The following is an 18,079-nucleotide window of genomic DNA, read 5'->3' on the forward strand; positions in this document are numbered from 1 at the left end:
ATCATCTTGATCAGTGTTCGCAACTCACTTGGTCCGAGGCTGTAAAGCAACTCGAGGACTTGGAAGTTGGTCCCGCTTGAGGGCCGGGGAAGCTTCGCTCCGCCCGCACCTTTGGGGTGACAAGTGATTACTTTACGCAGCCCGCGACGGGTATGGCCAAACTGCGTGCATCCCGGGCGTGTCGCCCGCCACGTCCCGAGGGGACGCCGCCGCTACCCGAGGGGCAGCACGAGCACGGCGCCCAGGGACACCGAGGCGATGACGATCCACGAGGCCAGGCCGACGAGGAAGGCGCGGCCCCCGGTGCGGACGAGGCGCTCGAGGCGGATGCCCGACCCGAGGCCGACGAGTGCGAGCCCGAGCAGGACCGACTGGACCGTCCCCGCGATCGCGAGCAGCGCCTCCGGAACCGGGATCACCGTCCGGACGACGACCGCGACGGCGAAGCCGACGACGAACAACGGCACGATCGGCGGCCGGGCGCCGGCGTCGGCACCCCGTCGGCGGACCACGGTCGACGTGATCGCCACGATCGGGGCGAGCATCAGGACCCGCGTGAGCTTGACGATGACCGCGATCGCGAGTGCGGCCGCTCCGGCGGTCTGCGCCGTGGCGACCACCTGACCGACGTCGTGCACGCTCGCCCCCACCCAGGCACCGAACTCGAGGTCGGTCAGACCGACCCACCCTCCGATCAGGGGCAGGACGGCGATCGCGAGCGTGCCGAACAACGTGACCAGAGCGACGGGAGTCGCGGCGTCCTTGCCGCGATCGCGGGTCACGGCACTCATCGCGCCGATCGCCGACGCCCCGCAGATCGAGAAGCCGGCCGCGAGCAGGAGGGGTTGGTCACCGGGGAGCCGGGCCCATCGGCCGAGCAGGTAGGTGACCGCGAAGGTGAGCCCGAGGATCGCGATCACGACGACGACCGTCGCCCACCCGAGTCCGGCGACGTCGACGAGGCTGAGCTGGAGCCCGAGCAACACGACGCCGATGCGCAACAGTCGCTTCGAGGCGAAGGTCAGTCCGGGCTTGCCGCTGCCGTCGATCACCGGGCGGAGGGGCCGGACCTGGGCGGCCGCGATGCCCAGCAGGACGCACCAGGTCAGGACGGGGACCGCCGGCAACACGAGGTGCAGGCCCCACGCCACCCCGTAGGCGACCCCGGCCAGCAGGAGCCCCGGCACCGGATTCGTGCGCGGGGGCGCGTCGACGGCGGCGGGGCTCACCGGGCGGGCCTAGACCCGGTTCTTGGCGGGGTTGATCAACGAGCCGAGGCCCGAGATCGCGACCTCGACGGTCTGGCCCGCCGTGAACGGACCGATGCCGGCGGGCGTGCCGGTCAGGATGACGTCACCCGGCAGCAGGGTGAAGACGTCCGTGACGTACTCGATCAGCTCGGGGATCTTGTGGATCATCTGCATCGTCGACTCGCGCTGCATGACCTCGCCGTCCACCCGGGTCTCGATGGTGGCGTCCGCCCAGTCGAATTCGTTCTCGATGTAGGGGCCGAGGGGCAGGAAGGTGTCGTAGCCCTTCGCGCGGGTCCATTGGCCGTCGGCGTTCTGCACGTCGCGGGCCGTGACGTCGTTGGCGACGGTGTAGCCGAACACCACGTCCTGGTAGTCCTCGGCCTTCACGCGCTTGGCGATCGACCCGATGACGATGGCGAGTTCGCCTTCGAAGTCGACCCGGCCGACGTCGGGCGGGAGCTGGATCGAGTCGCCGAAACCGATGACCGTCGTGTTGGGCTTGAGGAACAGGATGGGCGCCTCGGGCGCGGACTGGCCGAGCTCGTCGGCGTGGTCCTGGTAGTTCAGGCCGACTCCCACGACCTTGGACCGCGGGATCACCGGCGCGAGCAGTTTGGCCTGACGCAGGGACACCCGCTCGCCCGTCGTCTCGTACCCGCTGTACATGGGATCACCGGCGAGGACGATGAGCTCGCGCTCGTCGACGATGCCGTAGCGGGGGTCTTCTCCGGGCGTGGCGAAACGGGCGATCTTCACGCGTCGAGCCTAGTCATCCAGCCGTGGACATCGGGACGGCGGCCGTACTGGATGTCGGTCAGCTCTTCACGCAGGGACATGGTCAGTTCTCCACCGGTCGCGGCGGGCGACCCGATGTGGATGCCCTCGCCCTTGAGTTCGGCGATCGGGACGACGACGGCGGCCGTGCCGCACGCGAAGACCTCGACGATGTCGCCGGACTCGACGCCGTCACGCCACTCGTCGATCGTCACGCGACGACGCTCGACGCGGTGGCCCCGGGCCTCGGCCAACTCGAGGATCGAGTCACGGGTGATGCCCTCGAGGATCGAGTCGCTGTCGGGAGTGACGAGGGTGCCGTCCTTCTTGACGAGCACCACGTTCATCCCGCCGAGCTCTTCGATGTAGTTGCTCTCGGACGAGTCGAGGAACAGCACCTGCTGGCAGCCGTTCTCGTAGGCCTCCTGCTGCGGCAGCAGGGACGACGCGTAGTTGCCGCCGGTCTTGGCCGCACCCGTGCCACCCTTGCCTGCTCGGGCGTAGTTCGTGGTCAGCCAGATCGAGACCGGGGAGACGCCGCCGCTGAAGTAGGCCCCGGCCGGACTCGCGATCACGTGGTACGACACCTCGTGGGCGGCCCGGACCCCCAGGAACGCCTCGGTGGCGATCATGAACGGCCGGAGGTACAGGCTCGTCTCGGGGGCCGACGGCACCCAGTCGAGATCGGCCCGCACGAGTTGGCGGACCGACTCGACGAAGTCGTCGGTGCTGAGCTCGGGCAGCGCGAGTCGGCGGGCCGAGCGCTGCAGGCGGCGACCGTTGGCGTCCGGCCGGAACGACCAGACCGAACCGTCGGCGTGCCGGTAGGCCTTCATGCCCTCGAAGATCTCTTGCGCGTAGTGCAGCACCGACGCCGAGGGGTCGAGCTGCAGCGGGCCGTACGGGTGGACGGACGCCGCGTGCCACCCGTCGGCGAGGGTCCACTCGATGGTCACCATGTGGTCGGTGAAGTGCTTCCCGAAGCCGGGGTCGCTGAGGATCGTCTCGCGTTCGGCGTCGTCGCGTGCCGTCTCGGACGGCGTCAGCTCGAACTGCAGCGGGAAGTCGGCCGAGTCGTCGGTCGGGGCGGAGACGTTGTCGGTGGTGGTCATGATGCCCTTCAGGCGGAGGCAGACGGGGACAGGGTGCGCACGCGGTCGGCGATCGCCGTGCCGATCTCGTCCGTGCGGCGGGCGGGGACGGACGCGTCACGCGAGGCGCGGTCGGCGATGTCGGCGTCGACGGCCCGGGTGACGCGGGCGGCCGCGTCGGGCAGGCCGAGGTGGTCGAGCAGGAGGGCGACGGAGAGGATCGCCGCCGTCGGGTCGGCCTTCTGCTGACCGGCGATGTCGGGGGCCGAGCCGTGCACGGGCTCGAACATGCTCGGGAAAGCGCCGTCGGGGTTGAGGTTGCCCGATGCCGCGAGCCCGATGCCGCCGCTGATGGCGCCGGCGAGGTCGGTGAGGATGTCGCCGAAGAGGTTGTCGGTGACGATGACGTCGAACCGGGAGGGGTCGACCACGAGGTGGATGGTGGCCGCGTCGACGTGCTGGTAGTCGACGGCGACGTCGGGGTACTCGGCGGCCACGGCGTCGACGGTGCGCTGCCAGAGGCTGCCCGAGAACACGAGCACGTTGGTCTTGTGCACGAGGGTCAGGTGCCCACGACGACCGCGGGCCTTCTCGAAGGCGAAACGCACGACGCGCTCGACGCCGTGCGCCGTGTTGACGCTGACCTCGTTCGCGATCTCGTGCGGCGTGCCCTGCCGCAGCGCGCCTCCGTTGCCGACGTAGGGACCCTCGGTGCCCTCGCGGACGACGACGAAGTCGACCTCGCCGGGCGCCGAGAGCGGCGACGGGACGCCGGGGTGGACCTTGGTGGGCCGCAGGTTGACGTAGTGGTCGAGGGCGAAGCGCAGCTTCAGCAACAGGCCACGCTCGATGATGCCGCCCGCCAGCCGCGGGTCGCGGGGGTCGCCGCCCACCGCTCCGAGCAGGATCGCGTCGTGCGACGAGACGGCCGTCAGGTCGTCGTCCGTCAGGATGTCGCCCGTCTCGAGGTAGCGCGCCGCACCCAGCGAGAAGGTCGTGACCTCGAACGTCGCGTCGTCGCCGGCCGCGACCTCGAGCACCTTGAGGGCCTCCGCGACCACCTCGGGGCCGATGCCGTCTCCGGGGATGGCGGCGAGTCTGACGGTGCGGGGCATGGTTCTCCTGGCGTCTCGGGGGGCTCGCCACACTTTACCCGTGGGCAGGTGGGCCGCGCGGGCGCTGCGGCCGGCTCGGGCGACCCGGGCCGGGGTGGCCCGGACGACCCGGGGCCTCAGTCGGCCGAGGAGGCGCGGCGGAGGGTCGTGAGGGCGACCACCACCGCGGCGACCATCACCAGTGCCCCGACCCCGGCCGTGGCGACGAGACCGTGGTCGAAGGCGTCGGTGGCGGCGTGCAGCAGGGGGCCCGCGAGCGAGTCGGGCAGCCCGTCGGAGACCGCCACGGCGCCTCCCAGGGTCTCGCGGGCCGCCTCGCCCGCCTCGGTGGGCACGCCGGCGGGCACGACCAGGGCACCCCGGTAGATGGCGGTCAACATGCTGCCGAGCACGGCGGTTCCGAGGACGGCACCGACCTCGTAGGCGGTCTCGGACACCGCCGAGGCGGCCCCGGCCCGGTTCGCGGGCACGGCCGCGATGATCAGGTCGTTCGAGATCGTCTCGGCCGCGCCGACGCCCAGGCCGACGAAGGCGAAGGCCACGACGAACACGACCACGGGGGCCCCGGCGCCGGTGGCGAAGACCGCCGCGTAGGCGAGCGCGGCCGAGGCGAGGCCGATCGCGACGATGGTGCGCGGGCGGAGCCACCGGACGACCCGCACGACGCCGAGGCCCGCCAGGATCATCACCGCGAGACCGGGCACCAGCGTCAGCGCGGCCTGCAACGGCCGCAGCCCCACGACGAGTTGCAGGTGCTGGGTCGTGAAGAACAGGAAGGCCACGAGCGCCACGACGGCGAGCAGGTTGACCAGGACCGATCCGGCGAACACCGGGTTCGTGAAGAGCCGCACGTCGAGCAGCGGACGCGGGCGGGCGAGCTGACGCCGGACGAACAGCCAGCCCGAGCCGACGCCGACCAGCGCGAGGGCGGCGACGGGCCAGACGAAGCCGTCGGTCGCGAGCAGCTTGATCGCCGCGACGACCGGCGCCATGGCCGCGAGCGACAGCAGCACCGAGAACGGGTCGGCGGGCCCCGGCGCGGGATCGCGGCTCTCGGTGAGCAGCAGCGGGCCGGCGATCAGCAGGGGGACGAGCACGGGCACCGCGACGAGGAACACCGAGCCCCAGGCGAAGTGCTCGAGGAGCACGCCGCCGACGATCGGGCCCAGGGCCGATCCGGCGGCGAAGCCCGAGGCCCAGACGGCGATCGCGAGCCGGCGCTGCTCACGGTCGAGGAAGGTGCTGCGCAGCAGCGAGAGGGTCGCCGGCATGATCATCGCGCCGAAGAAGCCCAGCACGGCTCGTGCCGTGATGAGCTGCTCGGCGCTCGTGGAGAACGCGGCGAGCACCGAGACGACGGCGAATCCGCTCGCACCGGTGAGCAGCAGCTTGCGGCGGCCGAACCGGTCGCCCATCGACCCCATGGCCACGAGCAGGCCGGCGAGGACGAGCGAGTAGACGTCGACGATCCAGAGTTGGCCCGCGGCGCTCGGCTGCAGGGCGGTCGAGATCTCGGGCAGGGCGAAGCTCAGCACCGTGTTGTCGACCGAGACGAGCAGCACCGGCAGCATGAGCACGACCAACGCGGCCCACTGTCGTCGACCGGCACGCGGCGGGACGCCGGTCGGGGTCGTGGCGGTGACGGTGGCGGGGCGGGTCATGGCGTTCTCTCGCGGTCGGTGGAGTGGTGGGTCGATCGGTGCGCGCACCGCCTGGCGTCGGCGGCCCGACGAGGGCAGGAGGCGCGGGTGCCGACCGTCCGGACGGTACAGTTACACCGTCCAGACGGTACAGTAACAGAATGAGCCCTCGACCGTCAGCCCGGGAATCGATGCTCGACACGTTCGAGACGCTCGTCGTCGACGACGGCGAACGCGCCGCGACCTTCGATGCCGTGGCCGCCGCGGCCGGGGTCTCGAAAGGCGGCCTGCTCTACCACTTCCCCACGCGCGAGGCGCTGGTCGACGCCCTCGTCGACCGCCTCACCGCGCTGCTCGACGACGACGTCGCGGCGATGACCAGCGCGCCGGAGGGCGTCGTGGACTACTTCGTCCGCACCTCGTCACCCGCGGCCATCCCGGCCGACGACCCGCTCGACCGCTGCATCACCGCCGTCTCGAACCTCGCGTCGAGCGGACGCCACCCTCGGGCACTCGAGGCCCTCACCGCCATGCAGTCCCGCTGGCACCAGGTCGTCCTCGACGCCGTCGGCGACCCCGCGGTCGCCCGGGTGGTGTCGCTCGTCTCCGACGGGCTCTACTTCACGCCGCGGCCCTTCTCACCGGTGGACTCGGGCGGCGACCCGCGCCACGACACGTCGATCGACGACGTCATCGCCGTGCTGCAGCGGCTCGTGCCGCGACGCTGACCCGCGCCTCCTGCGGTCCGGTCAGACGGCGACGATGCAGGCGGGGCTGCCGAGGGTGAACAGGTCGACGGGGGCCCCGGGCAGACCGGTTGCCTCGTCGACGGGCAGCACCGAGACGGTGTCGGAACCCTGGTTGGCGCAGTAGAGCAGGCCGTCGGCGATGGTGAAATGCCGCGGCCACTCGCCGCCGCACGGCACCTGACCGACCAGGCGGAGCCGCGAGGGCTCGCCGCCGTCGGACCCGCCCTCGGCGTCGACCGAGGTCTCGAGCACGCTGATCGTGTCGCGGCCGCGCGTGGCGACGTAGACCCGCGAGCCGTGGACGGCCAGGTGCGACGGGAGGTCTCCCCGCTCGTTGGGCTCGCCCTCGACGACCGCCACCGAGTACGGGATGACGAGGTCGTCGCCCTGCCTCCGGACGACGTACAGACGGGCGTCGAGCTCGCCAACGACGAGCAGGTCGTCGCCGAGGAAGGCGAGGTGCCGCGGGCCCGAGCCGTCGGGCATCGGGTGCACGCCGACGATCGACGGTTCGAGCGTGACGACGTCGACGGCGACCTCGACCAGCCGGTCGGTGCCGAGGTCGCTGACTAGGTGGGTGCCCCACGGGGTCGCGACGATCTGGTGGGCGTGCGGCCCGCCCTGGCGGTCGGCGACCGGGCCGGAACCCGACGGGAGGGCGACGGTCGCCGTCACGCGTGCCGGGTCGGTGGCCTCGGAGCTGAGCACGCCGAAGGTGCCGCCGACGTAGTTCGCGACGAGCAGGGCGTTCGAGGCCGGGTCGTGGGCGATGTGGCAGGGCGAGGCACCGCCGGACGCCGCGACGCCGGCCTCGACCAGGCGGCCCGCGGCGATCGTGTACGACAGCACGCGGCCCTCGTTCGTCTCGGCGACCGCGTGCAGGGCTCCTTCGGTGACGACGAGGAACGACGGGTCGTCGGCCTCGACGACCTGCCCGGCCTGCCAGCGACCGTCGGCCCTCGACCGCTCGAGGACGGTGATGCCGAGGCCGTGGCCACCGCTGACCGCGGTGTACGAACCGACGTAGAGACGCTGGGGGCCGGACGGGCCGAGGTCGCTCATGCGCGGCCGGCGGTGGGGTCGTCGCCGGCGGCGATGCGCTCGTGGTGGTGGATCACCTCGGCGACGATGAAGTTCAGGAAGGACTCGGCGAAGGCCGGGTCGAGCCGGGCCTCTTCTGCCAGGCGACGCAGGCGCTGGATCTGAACGCGCTCACGTTCGGGATCGCTCGCCGGCATGCCCGCCGCCGCCTTGAGCAGGCCGACGGACTGCGTGTACTTGAACCGTTCGGCGAGCATGTGGACGAGGGCGGCGTCGATGTTGTCGATGCTCTGGCGGATGCCCGAGAGTTCGTCGATCGCGCCCTGGTCGGCCGAGCTGAGGGGGCTGTCCGCCCCGAGAGGACTGTCGAGTGCCATGCACCGACCCTATCGGCGCGCCCGACGACGGGGCCGCCGACGGACCGCCACGGACGAAGGAGGCGCGTCCCGCTCTCGCAGGACGCGCCTCCTTCACGGCCGGGTCGCCCCGCGCGGGGCGGGCCGGGATCAGTCGACCAGCGTCAGCGTGACCTCGACGTTGCCACGCGTGGCGTTCGAGTACGGGCACACGTGGTGGGCCGCATCGGCCAGCTCTTGACGACGCTCGGGCTCGACGTTCGGCGTGTAGATGTCGAGCTCGACCGCGAGGCCGAATCCGCCCTCGCCGTTTCCGCCGATGCCGACGCTCGCCGAGACCTCGGCGTCCTTCGTGTCGACGCCGAGCTTCTTGCCGGCGCCGTGCATGGCGCTGAGGAAGCAGGCGGCGAAGCCCGCGGCGAACAGCTGCTCGGGGTTGGTGCCCTCGCCGGAGCCACCGAGTTCTTTGGGGGGCCGCGTGTCGAAGTCGAGTCGGTCGTCTTCGCTGCGGACGTGGCCGTCACGACCCCCACCGGTGGCGTGGGCGATGGCGGTGTAGGCGATGTCGAGTGTCATGAGGAGAAGACCATACCTAGATTCTGGGAGTTGGCTCGGTGGCGGGTGAGTGTGGTAGCGCGGCTCAGCCGAGCAGGTCGTGCCGCTGCACGATGGCGTCACGGCCCGGGCCCACGCCGATCGCCGAGATGCGGGCGCCGCTCATCGCCTCGACGGCGAGCACGTAGTCCTGCGCGGCCTTCGGGAGGTCGTCGAAGTCGCGCGCCCCGGTGATGTCTTCGCTCCACCCCGGGAACTCTTCGTAGATCGGCGTCGCGTGGTGGAAGTCGCTCTGCGAGACGGGGACCTCGTCGTGCCGGACGCCGTCGACGTCGTAGGCCACGCAGACCGGGATCGTCTCGAGGCCGGTGAGCACGTCGAGCTTGGTCAGCACGAAGTCGGTCACGCCGTTGATCCGCGCCGTGTAGCGCGCGATCGGGGCGTCGTACCAGCCGCAGCGGCGAGGACGGCCGGTGGTCGTGCCGAACTCGAAGCCGTTGGCCCGGAGGAACTCGCCCGAGGCGTCGAAGAGCTCGGTCGGGAACGGCCCGGCGCCGACGCGGGTCGTGTACGCCTTGACGATGCCGATGACGCGCTCGATGCGGCCCGGCCCGATGCCCGAGCCGGTCGAGGCGCCTCCTGCGGTGGCGGACGACGAGGTGACGAACGGGTAGGTGCCGTGGTCGACGTCGAGCATGGTCGCCTGGCCCGCCTCGAAGAGGACGGTCTTGTCGGCCTCGAGCGCCTGGTGGATCTCGAGCGCCGTGTCGGCGACCATCGGCTTGAGCCGCTCGGCGTACGACAGCAGCGACTCGACGACCTCGTCGACCTCGATCGCGCGACGGTTGTAGATCTTGACGAGCAGGTGGTTCTTCTGGTCGAGGGCCGCCTCGACCTTCTGCCGCAGGATGCCCTCGTCGAAGATGTCCTGCACGCGGATGCCGACGCGGTTGATCTTGTCGGCGTAGGTCGGGCCGATGCCTCGACCGGTGGTGCCGATCTGGCGCTTGCCGAGGAAGCGCTCCGTCACCTTGTCGAGGGTGCGGTGGTAGTGCGTGATGACGTGCGCGTTGGCGCTGACCCGCAACCGGGAGACGTCGATGCCACGCGCGATCAGCGCGTCGAGCTCGTCGAAGAGCACCTCGATGTCGACGACGACGCCGTTGCCGATGACGGGCGTCACGCCGGGCGAGAGGATGCCGGAGGGCAGCAGGTGCAATGCGTACTTCTGGTCGCCGATCACCACGGTGTGGCCGGCGTTGTTGCCGCCGTTGAACTTGACGACGTAGTCGATGCGGCTCGACAACAGGTCGGTGGCCTTGCCCTTGCCCTCGTCGCCCCACTGGGCTCCGATGATCACCACTGCTGGCATGGGTTTCTCCTCACGTCGGGGGAACGCACCGGGTGAGGTGCACTTGAGTCTACCGACAGGCTCGTCCGGGCCGCCCGGACGGCCCGGGTCCCGTCGCGGAGGCGCGGCGCGCGACCCGCGGGACACCGCCGGTGGCCATTTGTGGTCACGTACGACAAACTGTGCCCATGAGTCTCGTCGCCGGGGTCGACTCCTCGACCCAGAGTTGCAAAGTCGTCGTCCGTGATCTCTCGACGGGCGAACTCGTCCGGCAGGGGTCGGCCGGGCATCCCCAGGGCACCGAGGTGCCCCCGGCGGCCTGGTGGGAGGCGCTGCTCGCGGCGATCGCGGACGCCGGCGGCCTCGACGACGTCGCCGCGCTCTCGGTCGCCGGTCAGCAGCACGGCCTCGTCGCCCTCGACTCCGAGGGACGCGTCGTCCGCGACGCCCTGCTCTGGAACGACACCCGCAGCGCCCCGGCCGCCCGCGACCTGATCGACGAGCTCGGGGCCGAGCAGTGGGCCCGACGCACGGGCTCCGTTCCCGTCGCGTCGTTCACCGCGACCAAGCTGCGCTGGCTGCGCGACGCCGAGCCCGAGAACGCCGCGCGGGTCGCCGCGGTGGCCCTGCCGCACGACTGGCTCACCTGGCGCCTCCTCGGTTTCGGTCCCGCCGACGAGAGCCCGCTCGGGCCCGACCTCGACGCCCTCGTCACCGACCGCTCGGACGCCAGCGGCACCTCGTACTGGAGCCCCACCGGAGAGGCGTACGACCTCGAGCTCTTCGAGCACGCCTTCGGTCGCGGGGCACGCGAGGCCACCGGCTCCCCCGCGGGCGATGCCGGGCGCGTCGTGCTGCCGCGGGTGCTGCAGGCCGACCAGGCGGCCGGGACGGCGGTCGCGGACGGCCCGATCCCGGCCGGCATCGTGGTCGGCGCCGGCGCGGGCGACAACGCCGGGGCGGCCCTCGGCCTCGACGCCACGGTCGGCGACCTCGTCATCAGCATCGGCACGAGCGGGACGGCCTTCGCCGTCACCGACCGGCCCGTGACCGACCCCGGCGGCACGGTGGCCGGCTTCGCGGACGCCGCGGGTGGCTACCTCCCCCTGGTCGCCACGCTGAACGCGGCCCGGGTGCTGTCGTCGGTCGGCGGACTGCTCGGCGTCGACCACGACGAACTGGCCCGTCTGGCCCTGGCGGCCGAGCCCGGCGCCGGCGGGGTCACGCTGGTGCCCTACTTCGAGGGCGAACGCACCCCCGACCTGCCCGACGCCACGGCGACGCTCTCGGGCCTGACCCTGGCGAACTCCACCCGCGAGAACCTGGCCCGTGCCGCCTTCGAGGGCATGCTGTCGGCACTGTCCGACGGTGCCGCCGCCGTCCGCCGACAGGGGGTCCAGGCCACCCGCGTCCTCCTCATCGGCGGGGCCGCGCTGAATACGGCCGTCCAGGCCGTCGCCCGCCAGGTGTTCGACCTGCCCGTCGTCGTGCCCGAGCCGGGCGAGTACGTCGCCGACGGCGCGGCACGACAGGCGGGCTGGGCCCTCTCGGGGACGCGACCGACCTGGACCCCGGCGACCAGCGCCTCCTTCGAGGCCGACCTGCGACCCGCCGTCGGCGAGCGCTACCGGGCCGCGCAGGGGCTGGGGTCGTTGCCCCGCCCGTGACCCCGGTGCGCCGGGCGCGGCGACCGCAGGAGGCGCGGGTGGCGCCGCCTAGGATCGGACCATGCCCAGCGACCCGGCCAGCACGCGCACCACCATGGCCGAGGACTACCTCAAGGTCATCTGGAAGGCCGAGGAGTGGGCCGAGGCAGGAGTCGGCGCCGGCATCTCGACCAACGAGATCGCCGCGACGCTCGGCGTGAGCGCGTCGACCGTCTCGGGCAACCTCCGCAAGCTCGACCGCGACGGCTACCTCGACTACGAGCCCTACCGGCGCATCGCCCTGAGCGACGCGGGCCGTGCGATCGCCGTGTCGATGGTCCGGCGCCACCGGCTGATCGAGACGTACCTGGTCGAACGCCTGGGTTACGGCTGGGACGAGGTGCACGACGAGGCCGAGGTGCTCGAGCACGCCGTCAGCGATCGGCTGCTCGACCGGTTCGACGTCGAGCTCGGACACCCGACGGCCGACCCGCACGGCGACCCGATCCCCGCGGCCGACGGCACGGTCGTGCGGCCTGCCGCCCATCCGCTGGGCGACTTCGTCGAGGGCGAGTGCGGCTTCGTCGTGCGCGTCTCGGACGACGAACCCGAGCTGCTGCGCTACCTCAGCTCGCTCGACCTGCGGGTCGGCGCCCACGTGCGCGTCGGCGAGCGTCGCGACTACGCCGGCTCGCTGCAGGTCGTGCTGACCGACGCGCACGACCGGGCGGTCGGCAGCGTCGAACTGGCCGGCGTCGCCGCGGCGTCGGTGTGGGCGAACTCCGAGCCGCACACGCACGCCTGACGCGGGGGCGGGCGGCCCTGCGTGCCCGCCTGCCCGTCTGCCCGCCTGCCCGTCTGCCCGCTTGCCCGGTTGCCCGCCACGAGGTAAGCAACCCGCCACCCGATTGCGTGGCGGGTTGTTCACTTCGTGGCGGGTCGAACGCCACGAGGACGACGTCAGGAGGCGCGGGTCACGGACGCAGGGTCGGCCAAGACGGCGGCGAAGGCCAGTTCGGCCGCTCCGATCGTCAGCCGGTCCACGCCGAGCGCGGCTCGGGTGATCCGCACGTCGTCGCGGGCGCCGGGCAGGGACTGACCGCGGACCCGCTCGGCCAGGCGGCCGGGGTCGGCCGCGTGCAGCGATCCGAGGAAGCCGCCGAGCACGATCAGCTCGGGGTTGAACGAGTTCACGACGCCTCGCAGGGCCACGGCCAGGAAGTCGATCTGACGCCGCACCTCGACGGCCACGGGCGACCCGGGCTCGGCGCCGGCGAGCGCCGCGTCCAGCTGGTCGGCCTGACCACGGTCGAGTCCGGTGACGGTGAGCAACCGGGCCTGACCGACCTCGGTCTCGAGGCACCCCACGGCGCCGCAGTGGCAGAGCTCGCCGACGGAGTTGACGAGGGTGTGCCCGATCTCGCCGGCAAAACCCCCCACGCCGGTCACCGGACCGCCACCGATGAGGACTCCCCCGCCGACACCACTCGCACCGCCGTTCAGGAACACGAGGTCGTCGACGCCCCGCCCGGCCCCGAAGCGGCCCTCGGCGATCGCACCGAGCGACGCGTCGTTGGCCGCGCGGGTCGGCAGGCCGGTCGCGGACGCCACGACGGCCGCGAACGGCTCGTCGATCCACCCGAGGTGCGGGGCGAGCCGCACGACTCCCCCGTCGGACCCGACCAGCCCGGGGACCGCGAGACCCACCCCGAGCAGCCGCACGTCGGGAGACAGCGCGCCGGAGCGCAGCCCGGCGATCACCTCGGCGGCGAGCGCCGCGGCCCGGGGCGCGCTGGGCACCCCGTCGGTCTCGCGACGGACTCGATGCTGCACGACGCCGTCGAGCCCGACCACGCCGACCGTGACGGCGTCGATCTCGGGGTTGACCGCGATCGCGACGACACGGGGGTCCGGCGCCACGACCGGGCTGGGCCGCCCGACCCGGTTGGTGCCGACCGGGTCGGTCTCGACGACGAGTCCCCGGTCGACGAGTTCACCCACGAGCGCCGCGATCGTCGACCGGTTGAGCCCGGTCGCCTGAGTGAGGGCCGACCGCGACGCGGCCCCGTCGGTGTGGACGATGCCGAGCACCGTCGCGAGGTTGTCCCGCCGGACCCGGTCGAACCGCGCACCGAGGTCGGGAGCCGCTGCGCCCTCACCGTCGCCCTGCTGAGTCGTCACGCCCGCGCCCCTTCGTCGGTCGAGGCTACCTCGACCTCACCGGGCGGCGCGTCGAGGACGCCACGCCGCCCGGTGCCTGAGTCGCCCGTCGGCCCCGGCCCCGGCGTCAGACCTCGTCGACCCGCCAGCCGGTGGCGGCGGTGTCGACCGACACCGCGCCTCCTGACCGCGTGACGACGAAGTCGGCGGACTCGCCGGTGGGCGTGGTCACCGTGATCGAGCGGGTGCCGTCACCCCCGGGGAACACCCTCAACACGAGACCGTCGAGGTAGTCGTGGTCGGGCCGGTCGTCCCGCGCTCCGACCGGGATCACCGCCCCCTCGCGCACGTAGAGCGGCAGGCTCATGACGTCGTGTCGCTCGGTGCGCCACGTCCCGGACCCCGCGTCGACGACCTCGCCGGTGAACCAGTTCGTCCAGCGCCCGGCCGGCAGGTAGACCTCGACGGTGCCGTCGGCCGAGAAGACCGGTGCGACCAGCAGGTCGTCTCCGAGCAGGTACTGGGTGTCGACGTGGGCGGCGCCGCGGTCGCCGGGGAAGGCCAGGGCCATCGGACGCATGACCGGCAGTCCCGAGCGCGACGACGCGAGCCCGGCGGCGTAGAGGTAGGGCATGAGGGACAGCTTCAGCTTCGTGAAGCGGCGGGTGACCTCGACGGCCTCGTCGTCGAAGGCCCACGGCACCCGGTACGACGAGCTGCCGTGGAACCGGCTGTGGCTCGACAGCAGGCCGAAGGCCGTCCACCGCTTGTAGACCTCGGCGTCGGGAGTCCCCTCGAAGCCGCCGATGTCGTGGCTCCAGAACGAGAAGCCGCTCATGGCCAGGGACAGTCCGCCGCGGAGGGTCTCGGCCATCGACTCGAAGGTGGACGTCGAGTCGCCACCCCAGTGCACGGGAAGCGCCTGACCGCCCGTCGTCGCCGAGCGGGCGAAGACGACGGCGTCGCCCTCGCCGCGCACCTCCTCGAGCACCTCGAAGACCGCCTGGTTGTAGAGCTGCGTGTACCAGTTGTGCATGCGCTCGGGGTCGGAGCCGTCGTGCCAGACGACGTCGGTGGGGATGCGCTCGCCGAAGTCGGTCTTGAACGCGTCGACCCCCTGGGCCTGCAGCCGACGCAGGTGCCCCTGGAACCAGGCCGTCGCCTCGGGGTTCGTGAAGTCGACCAGGCCCATGCCGGCCTGCCAGAGGTCCCACTGCCAGACGCTGCCGTCGGGGTTCCGCACGAGGTAACCGGCCTCGGCCGCCTCGCGGAACAGTGCCGAGCGCTGACCGATGTACGGGTTGATCCAGACGCAGACGCGCAGGTCGCGCTCGTGCAGCCGGGCGAGCATGCCCTCGGGGTCGGGGAACACGCGGGGGTCCCACTCGAAGTCGCACCACTGGAACTCGCGCATCCAGAAGCAGTCGAAGTGGAACACGCTGATCGGCATGTCGCGGCGGGCCATCTCGTCGACGAAGCCCGTGACCGTCGCCTCGTCGTAGTCGGTCGTGAACGACGTCGACAACCAGAGGCCGTACGACCAGGCCGGCACGTGGGCCGGCCGACCGGTCAGGCGCGTGTACCGGTCGAGCACGTCGGCGGGCGTCGGGCCGGCGATCACCAGGTAGCGCAGGGTCTCTCCCGCCACCGAGAACTGCACCCGCTCGACCGACTCGGAGCCGATCTCGTACGAGACGTGACCCGGGTGGTCGACCAGGACGCCGTACCCGCGGTTCGTGACGTAGAACGGGACGTTCTTGTAGGCCTGCTCGCTCGACGTGCCCCCGTCGGCGTTCCACACGTCGACCGTCTGGCCGTTCTTGACCAGCGGACCGAACCGCTCGCCGAGGCCGTAGACGAGCTCGCCGACGCCCAGCGAGAGTTGCTGCGAGACGTAGCTCGGCGCGAGGACGCGTCCGGTGCCGGCCCGGGCGTTGCCGAGCATCGCCCCGTCGACCTGGGCGTCCGCGGCTACCCGGTGGTAGCCGACCGACTTGTGGCCCGACCGGGTGAGCACGGTGTCGCCGTCGCGGAACGTCAGCTCGAACGGCGCTCCGCGACCGACCGTGGCCGTGAGGCGTCCCGAGGTCAGGGTCGCGCCTCCTTCGCTCGTCTCGACGACCCCGACTCCGGCGGGGCCGCCCTCGGAGCCCACCAGGTCGAACCCGATCTCGTCACGACCACCGGCGAAGTGCGTGACGTCGACGGCGATCACGCCCTCCATCGGCGAACTCAGCGCGATCGTCAGCGTCGGGCGGTTGAGGGTGTCGCCCCGCGAGCCGATCACCTTGGTGGGTGCGGTGACCTCGATCGAGCGTCCGTCCGCCCGGGGCTCGACGTCGTGGGCCTCCTGGGCGAAGAGGGACTCGACCCCCGGGCGGACCTGCCAGAAACCGTCGGTGAACTTCATGTGGAGCCTTTCGGGGTGGAACGCGTCACTTGACCGCGCCGGCCGTGATGCCGCGGGTCAGGGTGCGCTGGAAGATCAGGAAGAAGACGAGCGTGGGGATCAACCCGAGCAGGGCCGACGCGCTCGTCGTGGTGACGTCCATCAGCCGGTCGCCCTGCAGGGCGGTGATGGCGACGGGGACCGTCTGGTTGCCGTTGGACACCAGGAAGGTGAGCGGGATGAGGAACTCGTTCCACGTCCAGATGAAGAAGAAGATCGCGAGCACCGACAGGGTCGGCCGACTGATCGGCACGATGACCCGCCAGAGGATCTGCCACCGACTCGCCCCGTCGAGCGACGCCGCCTCGAGGACCTCTTTCGGGAACGTGCCGTACACGCTCGAGAGCAGGTAGGTGCCGAAGGCGCTCTGGATCACCGTGAAGATGATGATGACCGCCCAGATGTTGTCGTAGAGGCCCACCTGCTTGAACATGAAGTACAGCGGGTAGAGCAGGGCCTCCTGGGGCAGCATGTTCGCGAGCAGGAACAGCACGATGATCCAGGTGCGACCGCGCACCCGGCCGATGCCGAGCGCGTAGGCGTTGAACACCGAGATGACCACGGCGAACAGGGCCACCAACCCGGCGATCACGAAGCTGTTCCAGAGCTTGGCCGGGAACTCGACGCGGTTCCAGAAGTCGACGAGACCGTCGACGTACAGCGACGTCGGCAGGCTGAGCGGCCCTCCGGTCGTGTAGTCGGCGGGCGACTTGAACGAGTTGACCAAGATCAACAGGAACGGCAGGGCGATCAGCACGCCGAAGGCGATCGCCGCGGCGAGGATCAGCCAGTCGGTGGCCGTCTTCTTGCGCCCCCGTTGCCTGGCCTTCGGGAGGCGCGGGCTGGGCACCGCGGGACGGATGCGGTCGTCTTTCACCGGCGGCACGACGGTCGTGGCCATCAGCGTTCCCTCTCTGCTCGTTCGACCCGGTTCTGTGCCCGGATGAAGAAGATGGTGATGACGACGATGACGAGCGTCAGCGCCGTCGCGATGGTCGCGCCGTAGCCGACCTGCTGGCTCTGGAAGAACTCGCTGTACGCGTAGTAGCTCGGCACGATCGTCGAGTCGCCGGGGCCGCCGCGGGTCAGGGCGTAGATCGGTCCGAACACCTTCAACGCGGCGATCGTGCAGGTCAGCACGACGACGAAGATCTCGGGGCGGATGATGCTCACCGTGATCGCCCGGAACCGCTGGAACCAGCCGGCGCCGTCGAGTTCGGCGGCCTCGTACAGCTCGGGGTCGACCCGTTGCAGTGCGGCCATGAAGATGACGACGGGATAGCCGAGCTGCACCCAGACCATCACCACCATGATGCTGAGCAGCGCGGTGTCGGGGCTGCCGAGCCAGTTGTGCTGCAGGGCGCCCAGCCCCACGGCGTCGAGGACGGTGTTGAGCGCACCGTTCTCGGGTCGGAGTATCCAACCGATGACGATCGCGGCGATCGCCACGGGCAGGATCTGCGGCAGGTAGTAGGTCGCCCGCAGGAACGACGCCAGGCGGCCGCCGAACTTCCGGCCGATCAGGTCGAACAGCATCGCGGCGAGCAGGAGGCCCAGCACGGTGGGGACCACCACCATGGCGATGATGAGGAAGACGCTGTTGAGGAAGGACGTCCAGAAGCGGTCGTCGCTCATCAGCTCGCGCCAGTTGTCGAGCCCCGCCCAGGTCGGCGGGCGGATGCCCCGGTAGTCGGTGAAGCTGAGGTAGACGTTCCAGATCAGCGGGACCAGGATCACGACCGCGAACAGGACGAAGCCGGGGATCAGGTACAGCCAGAAGCCCGCGCGGCGGGCTCCGGGCAGGAGGCTCTCCTCCGGCGGGAGGGCCGACGACGTGCGTCGGCCCTCGCGACGGGGGCGCGCCTCCCTGGCACCGGGGCGGGTGTCGAGGGAGGTCAC

At 71.6% G+C, this 18,079-nt stretch carries 16 protein-coding genes; 3 read left to right on the top strand and 13 right to left on the bottom strand.

Annotation, left to right across the window (positions count from 1 at the left end; translation table 11 throughout):
- Positions 1-212: 212 nt before the first annotated feature.
- The 5 genes from IFT36_RS03245 to IFT36_RS03265 all read right to left on the bottom strand — a co-directional run bounded on the left by IFT36_RS03245 (position 213) and on the right by IFT36_RS03265 (position 5,894).
- Positions 213-1,229: a YeiH family protein gene (locus IFT36_RS03245; protein WP_200412401.1), complete on the bottom strand. Its 1,017-nt coding sequence runs from the start codon at positions 1,227-1,229 to the stop codon at positions 213-215.
- 9 nt (positions 1,230-1,238) lie between these two features.
- The gene (locus IFT36_RS03250) at positions 1,239-2,009 is read right to left on the bottom strand and encodes a fumarylacetoacetate hydrolase family protein (RefSeq protein ID WP_055978279.1); all 771 of its coding nucleotides are present in this window, start codon (positions 2,007-2,009) and stop codon (positions 1,239-1,241) included.
- On the bottom strand, positions 2,006-3,139 hold the full coding sequence (locus IFT36_RS03255; RefSeq protein ID WP_055978278.1) for a branched-chain amino acid aminotransferase: 1,134 nt from the start codon (positions 3,137-3,139) through the stop codon (positions 2,006-2,008). Before IFT36_RS03255 ends, IFT36_RS03250 begins: the two co-directional genes overlap by 4 nt.
- Before the next feature lie 8 nt (positions 3,140-3,147).
- Entirely contained in the window at positions 3,148-4,233 is a 1,086-nt protein-coding gene (locus IFT36_RS03260; protein ID WP_200412402.1) for a 3-isopropylmalate dehydrogenase, read from the bottom strand.
- A gap of 116 nt (positions 4,234-4,349) precedes the next feature.
- The gene (locus IFT36_RS03265; RefSeq protein ID WP_200412403.1) at positions 4,350-5,894 is read right to left on the bottom strand and encodes an MFS transporter; all 1,545 of its coding nucleotides are present in this window, start codon (positions 5,892-5,894) and stop codon (positions 4,350-4,352) included.
- A gap of 140 nt (positions 5,895-6,034) precedes the next feature.
- Here IFT36_RS03265 and IFT36_RS03270 point away from each other — a divergent pair, with 140 nt between their 5' ends.
- Entirely contained in the window at positions 6,035-6,601 is a 567-nt protein-coding gene (locus IFT36_RS03270) for a TetR/AcrR family transcriptional regulator (protein ID WP_043593162.1), read from the top strand.
- Positions 6,602-6,622: 21 nt separating this feature from the next.
- Here the strand turns inward: IFT36_RS03270 and IFT36_RS03275 are convergent, their stop codons facing one another.
- The 4 genes from IFT36_RS03275 to IFT36_RS03290 form a co-directional block, all read right to left on the bottom strand.
- The gene (locus tag IFT36_RS03275) at positions 6,623-7,684 is read right to left on the bottom strand and encodes a lactonase family protein (protein WP_200412404.1); all 1,062 of its coding nucleotides are present in this window, start codon (positions 7,682-7,684) and stop codon (positions 6,623-6,625) included.
- Positions 7,681-8,040 carry a chorismate mutase gene (locus tag IFT36_RS03280; protein ID WP_123570871.1) on the bottom strand — a complete coding sequence of 120 codons (360 nt, stop codon included), beginning with the start codon at positions 8,038-8,040 and terminating at the stop codon, positions 7,681-7,683. The genes IFT36_RS03275 and IFT36_RS03280 overlap by 4 nt, the downstream gene beginning before the upstream one ends.
- Before the next feature lie 129 nt (positions 8,041-8,169).
- Positions 8,170-8,595 (bottom strand): organic hydroperoxide resistance protein, encoded by a 426-nt coding sequence (locus tag IFT36_RS03285; RefSeq protein ID WP_055978271.1) that lies wholly within the window; start codon positions 8,593-8,595, stop codon positions 8,170-8,172.
- A 64-nt stretch (positions 8,596-8,659) separates the two neighbouring features.
- Positions 8,660-9,946 (bottom strand): adenylosuccinate synthase, encoded by a 1,287-nt coding sequence (locus IFT36_RS03290; protein WP_055978268.1) that lies wholly within the window; start codon positions 9,944-9,946, stop codon positions 8,660-8,662.
- 167 nt (positions 9,947-10,113) lie between these two features.
- Here IFT36_RS03290 and IFT36_RS03295 point away from each other — a divergent pair, with 167 nt between their 5' ends.
- Both IFT36_RS03295 and IFT36_RS03300 read left to right on the top strand, forming a co-directional pair.
- Positions 10,114-11,592 carry a xylulokinase gene (locus tag IFT36_RS03295; RefSeq protein ID WP_200412405.1) on the top strand — a complete coding sequence of 493 codons (1,479 nt, stop codon included), beginning with the start codon at positions 10,114-10,116 and terminating at the stop codon, positions 11,590-11,592.
- A 61-nt stretch (positions 11,593-11,653) separates the two neighbouring features.
- On the top strand, positions 11,654-12,376 hold the full coding sequence (locus IFT36_RS03300; RefSeq protein WP_055978265.1) for a metal-dependent transcriptional regulator: 723 nt from the start codon (positions 11,654-11,656) through the stop codon (positions 12,374-12,376).
- Positions 12,377-12,531: 155 nt separating this feature from the next.
- Here IFT36_RS03300 and IFT36_RS03305 read toward each other — a convergent pair whose 3' ends face one another.
- From IFT36_RS03305 to IFT36_RS03320, 4 genes are all read right to left on the bottom strand, one after another.
- Complete coding sequence (locus IFT36_RS03305; RefSeq protein ID WP_200412406.1) at positions 12,532-13,752, bottom strand: ROK family transcriptional regulator; 1,221 nt, start codon at positions 13,750-13,752, stop codon at positions 12,532-12,534.
- A 106-nt stretch (positions 13,753-13,858) separates the two neighbouring features.
- Complete coding sequence (yicI, locus tag IFT36_RS03310; protein ID WP_200412407.1) at positions 13,859-16,141, bottom strand: alpha-xylosidase; 2,283 nt, start codon at positions 16,139-16,141, stop codon at positions 13,859-13,861.
- 25 nt (positions 16,142-16,166) lie between these two features.
- Complete coding sequence (locus IFT36_RS03315) at positions 16,167-17,081, bottom strand: carbohydrate ABC transporter permease (RefSeq protein WP_173154677.1); 915 nt, start codon at positions 17,079-17,081, stop codon at positions 16,167-16,169.
- Positions 17,081-18,079, bottom strand: a complete 999-nt coding sequence (locus tag IFT36_RS03320; protein ID WP_082454854.1) for a carbohydrate ABC transporter permease — start codon at positions 18,077-18,079, stop codon at positions 17,081-17,083. The genes IFT36_RS03315 and IFT36_RS03320 overlap by 1 nt, the downstream gene beginning before the upstream one ends.

The sequence above is a fragment of the Frigoribacterium sp. CFBP 13605 genome, assembly GCF_014839405.1.
Classification (GTDB): Bacteria; Actinomycetota; Actinomycetes; order Actinomycetales; family Microbacteriaceae; genus Frigoribacterium.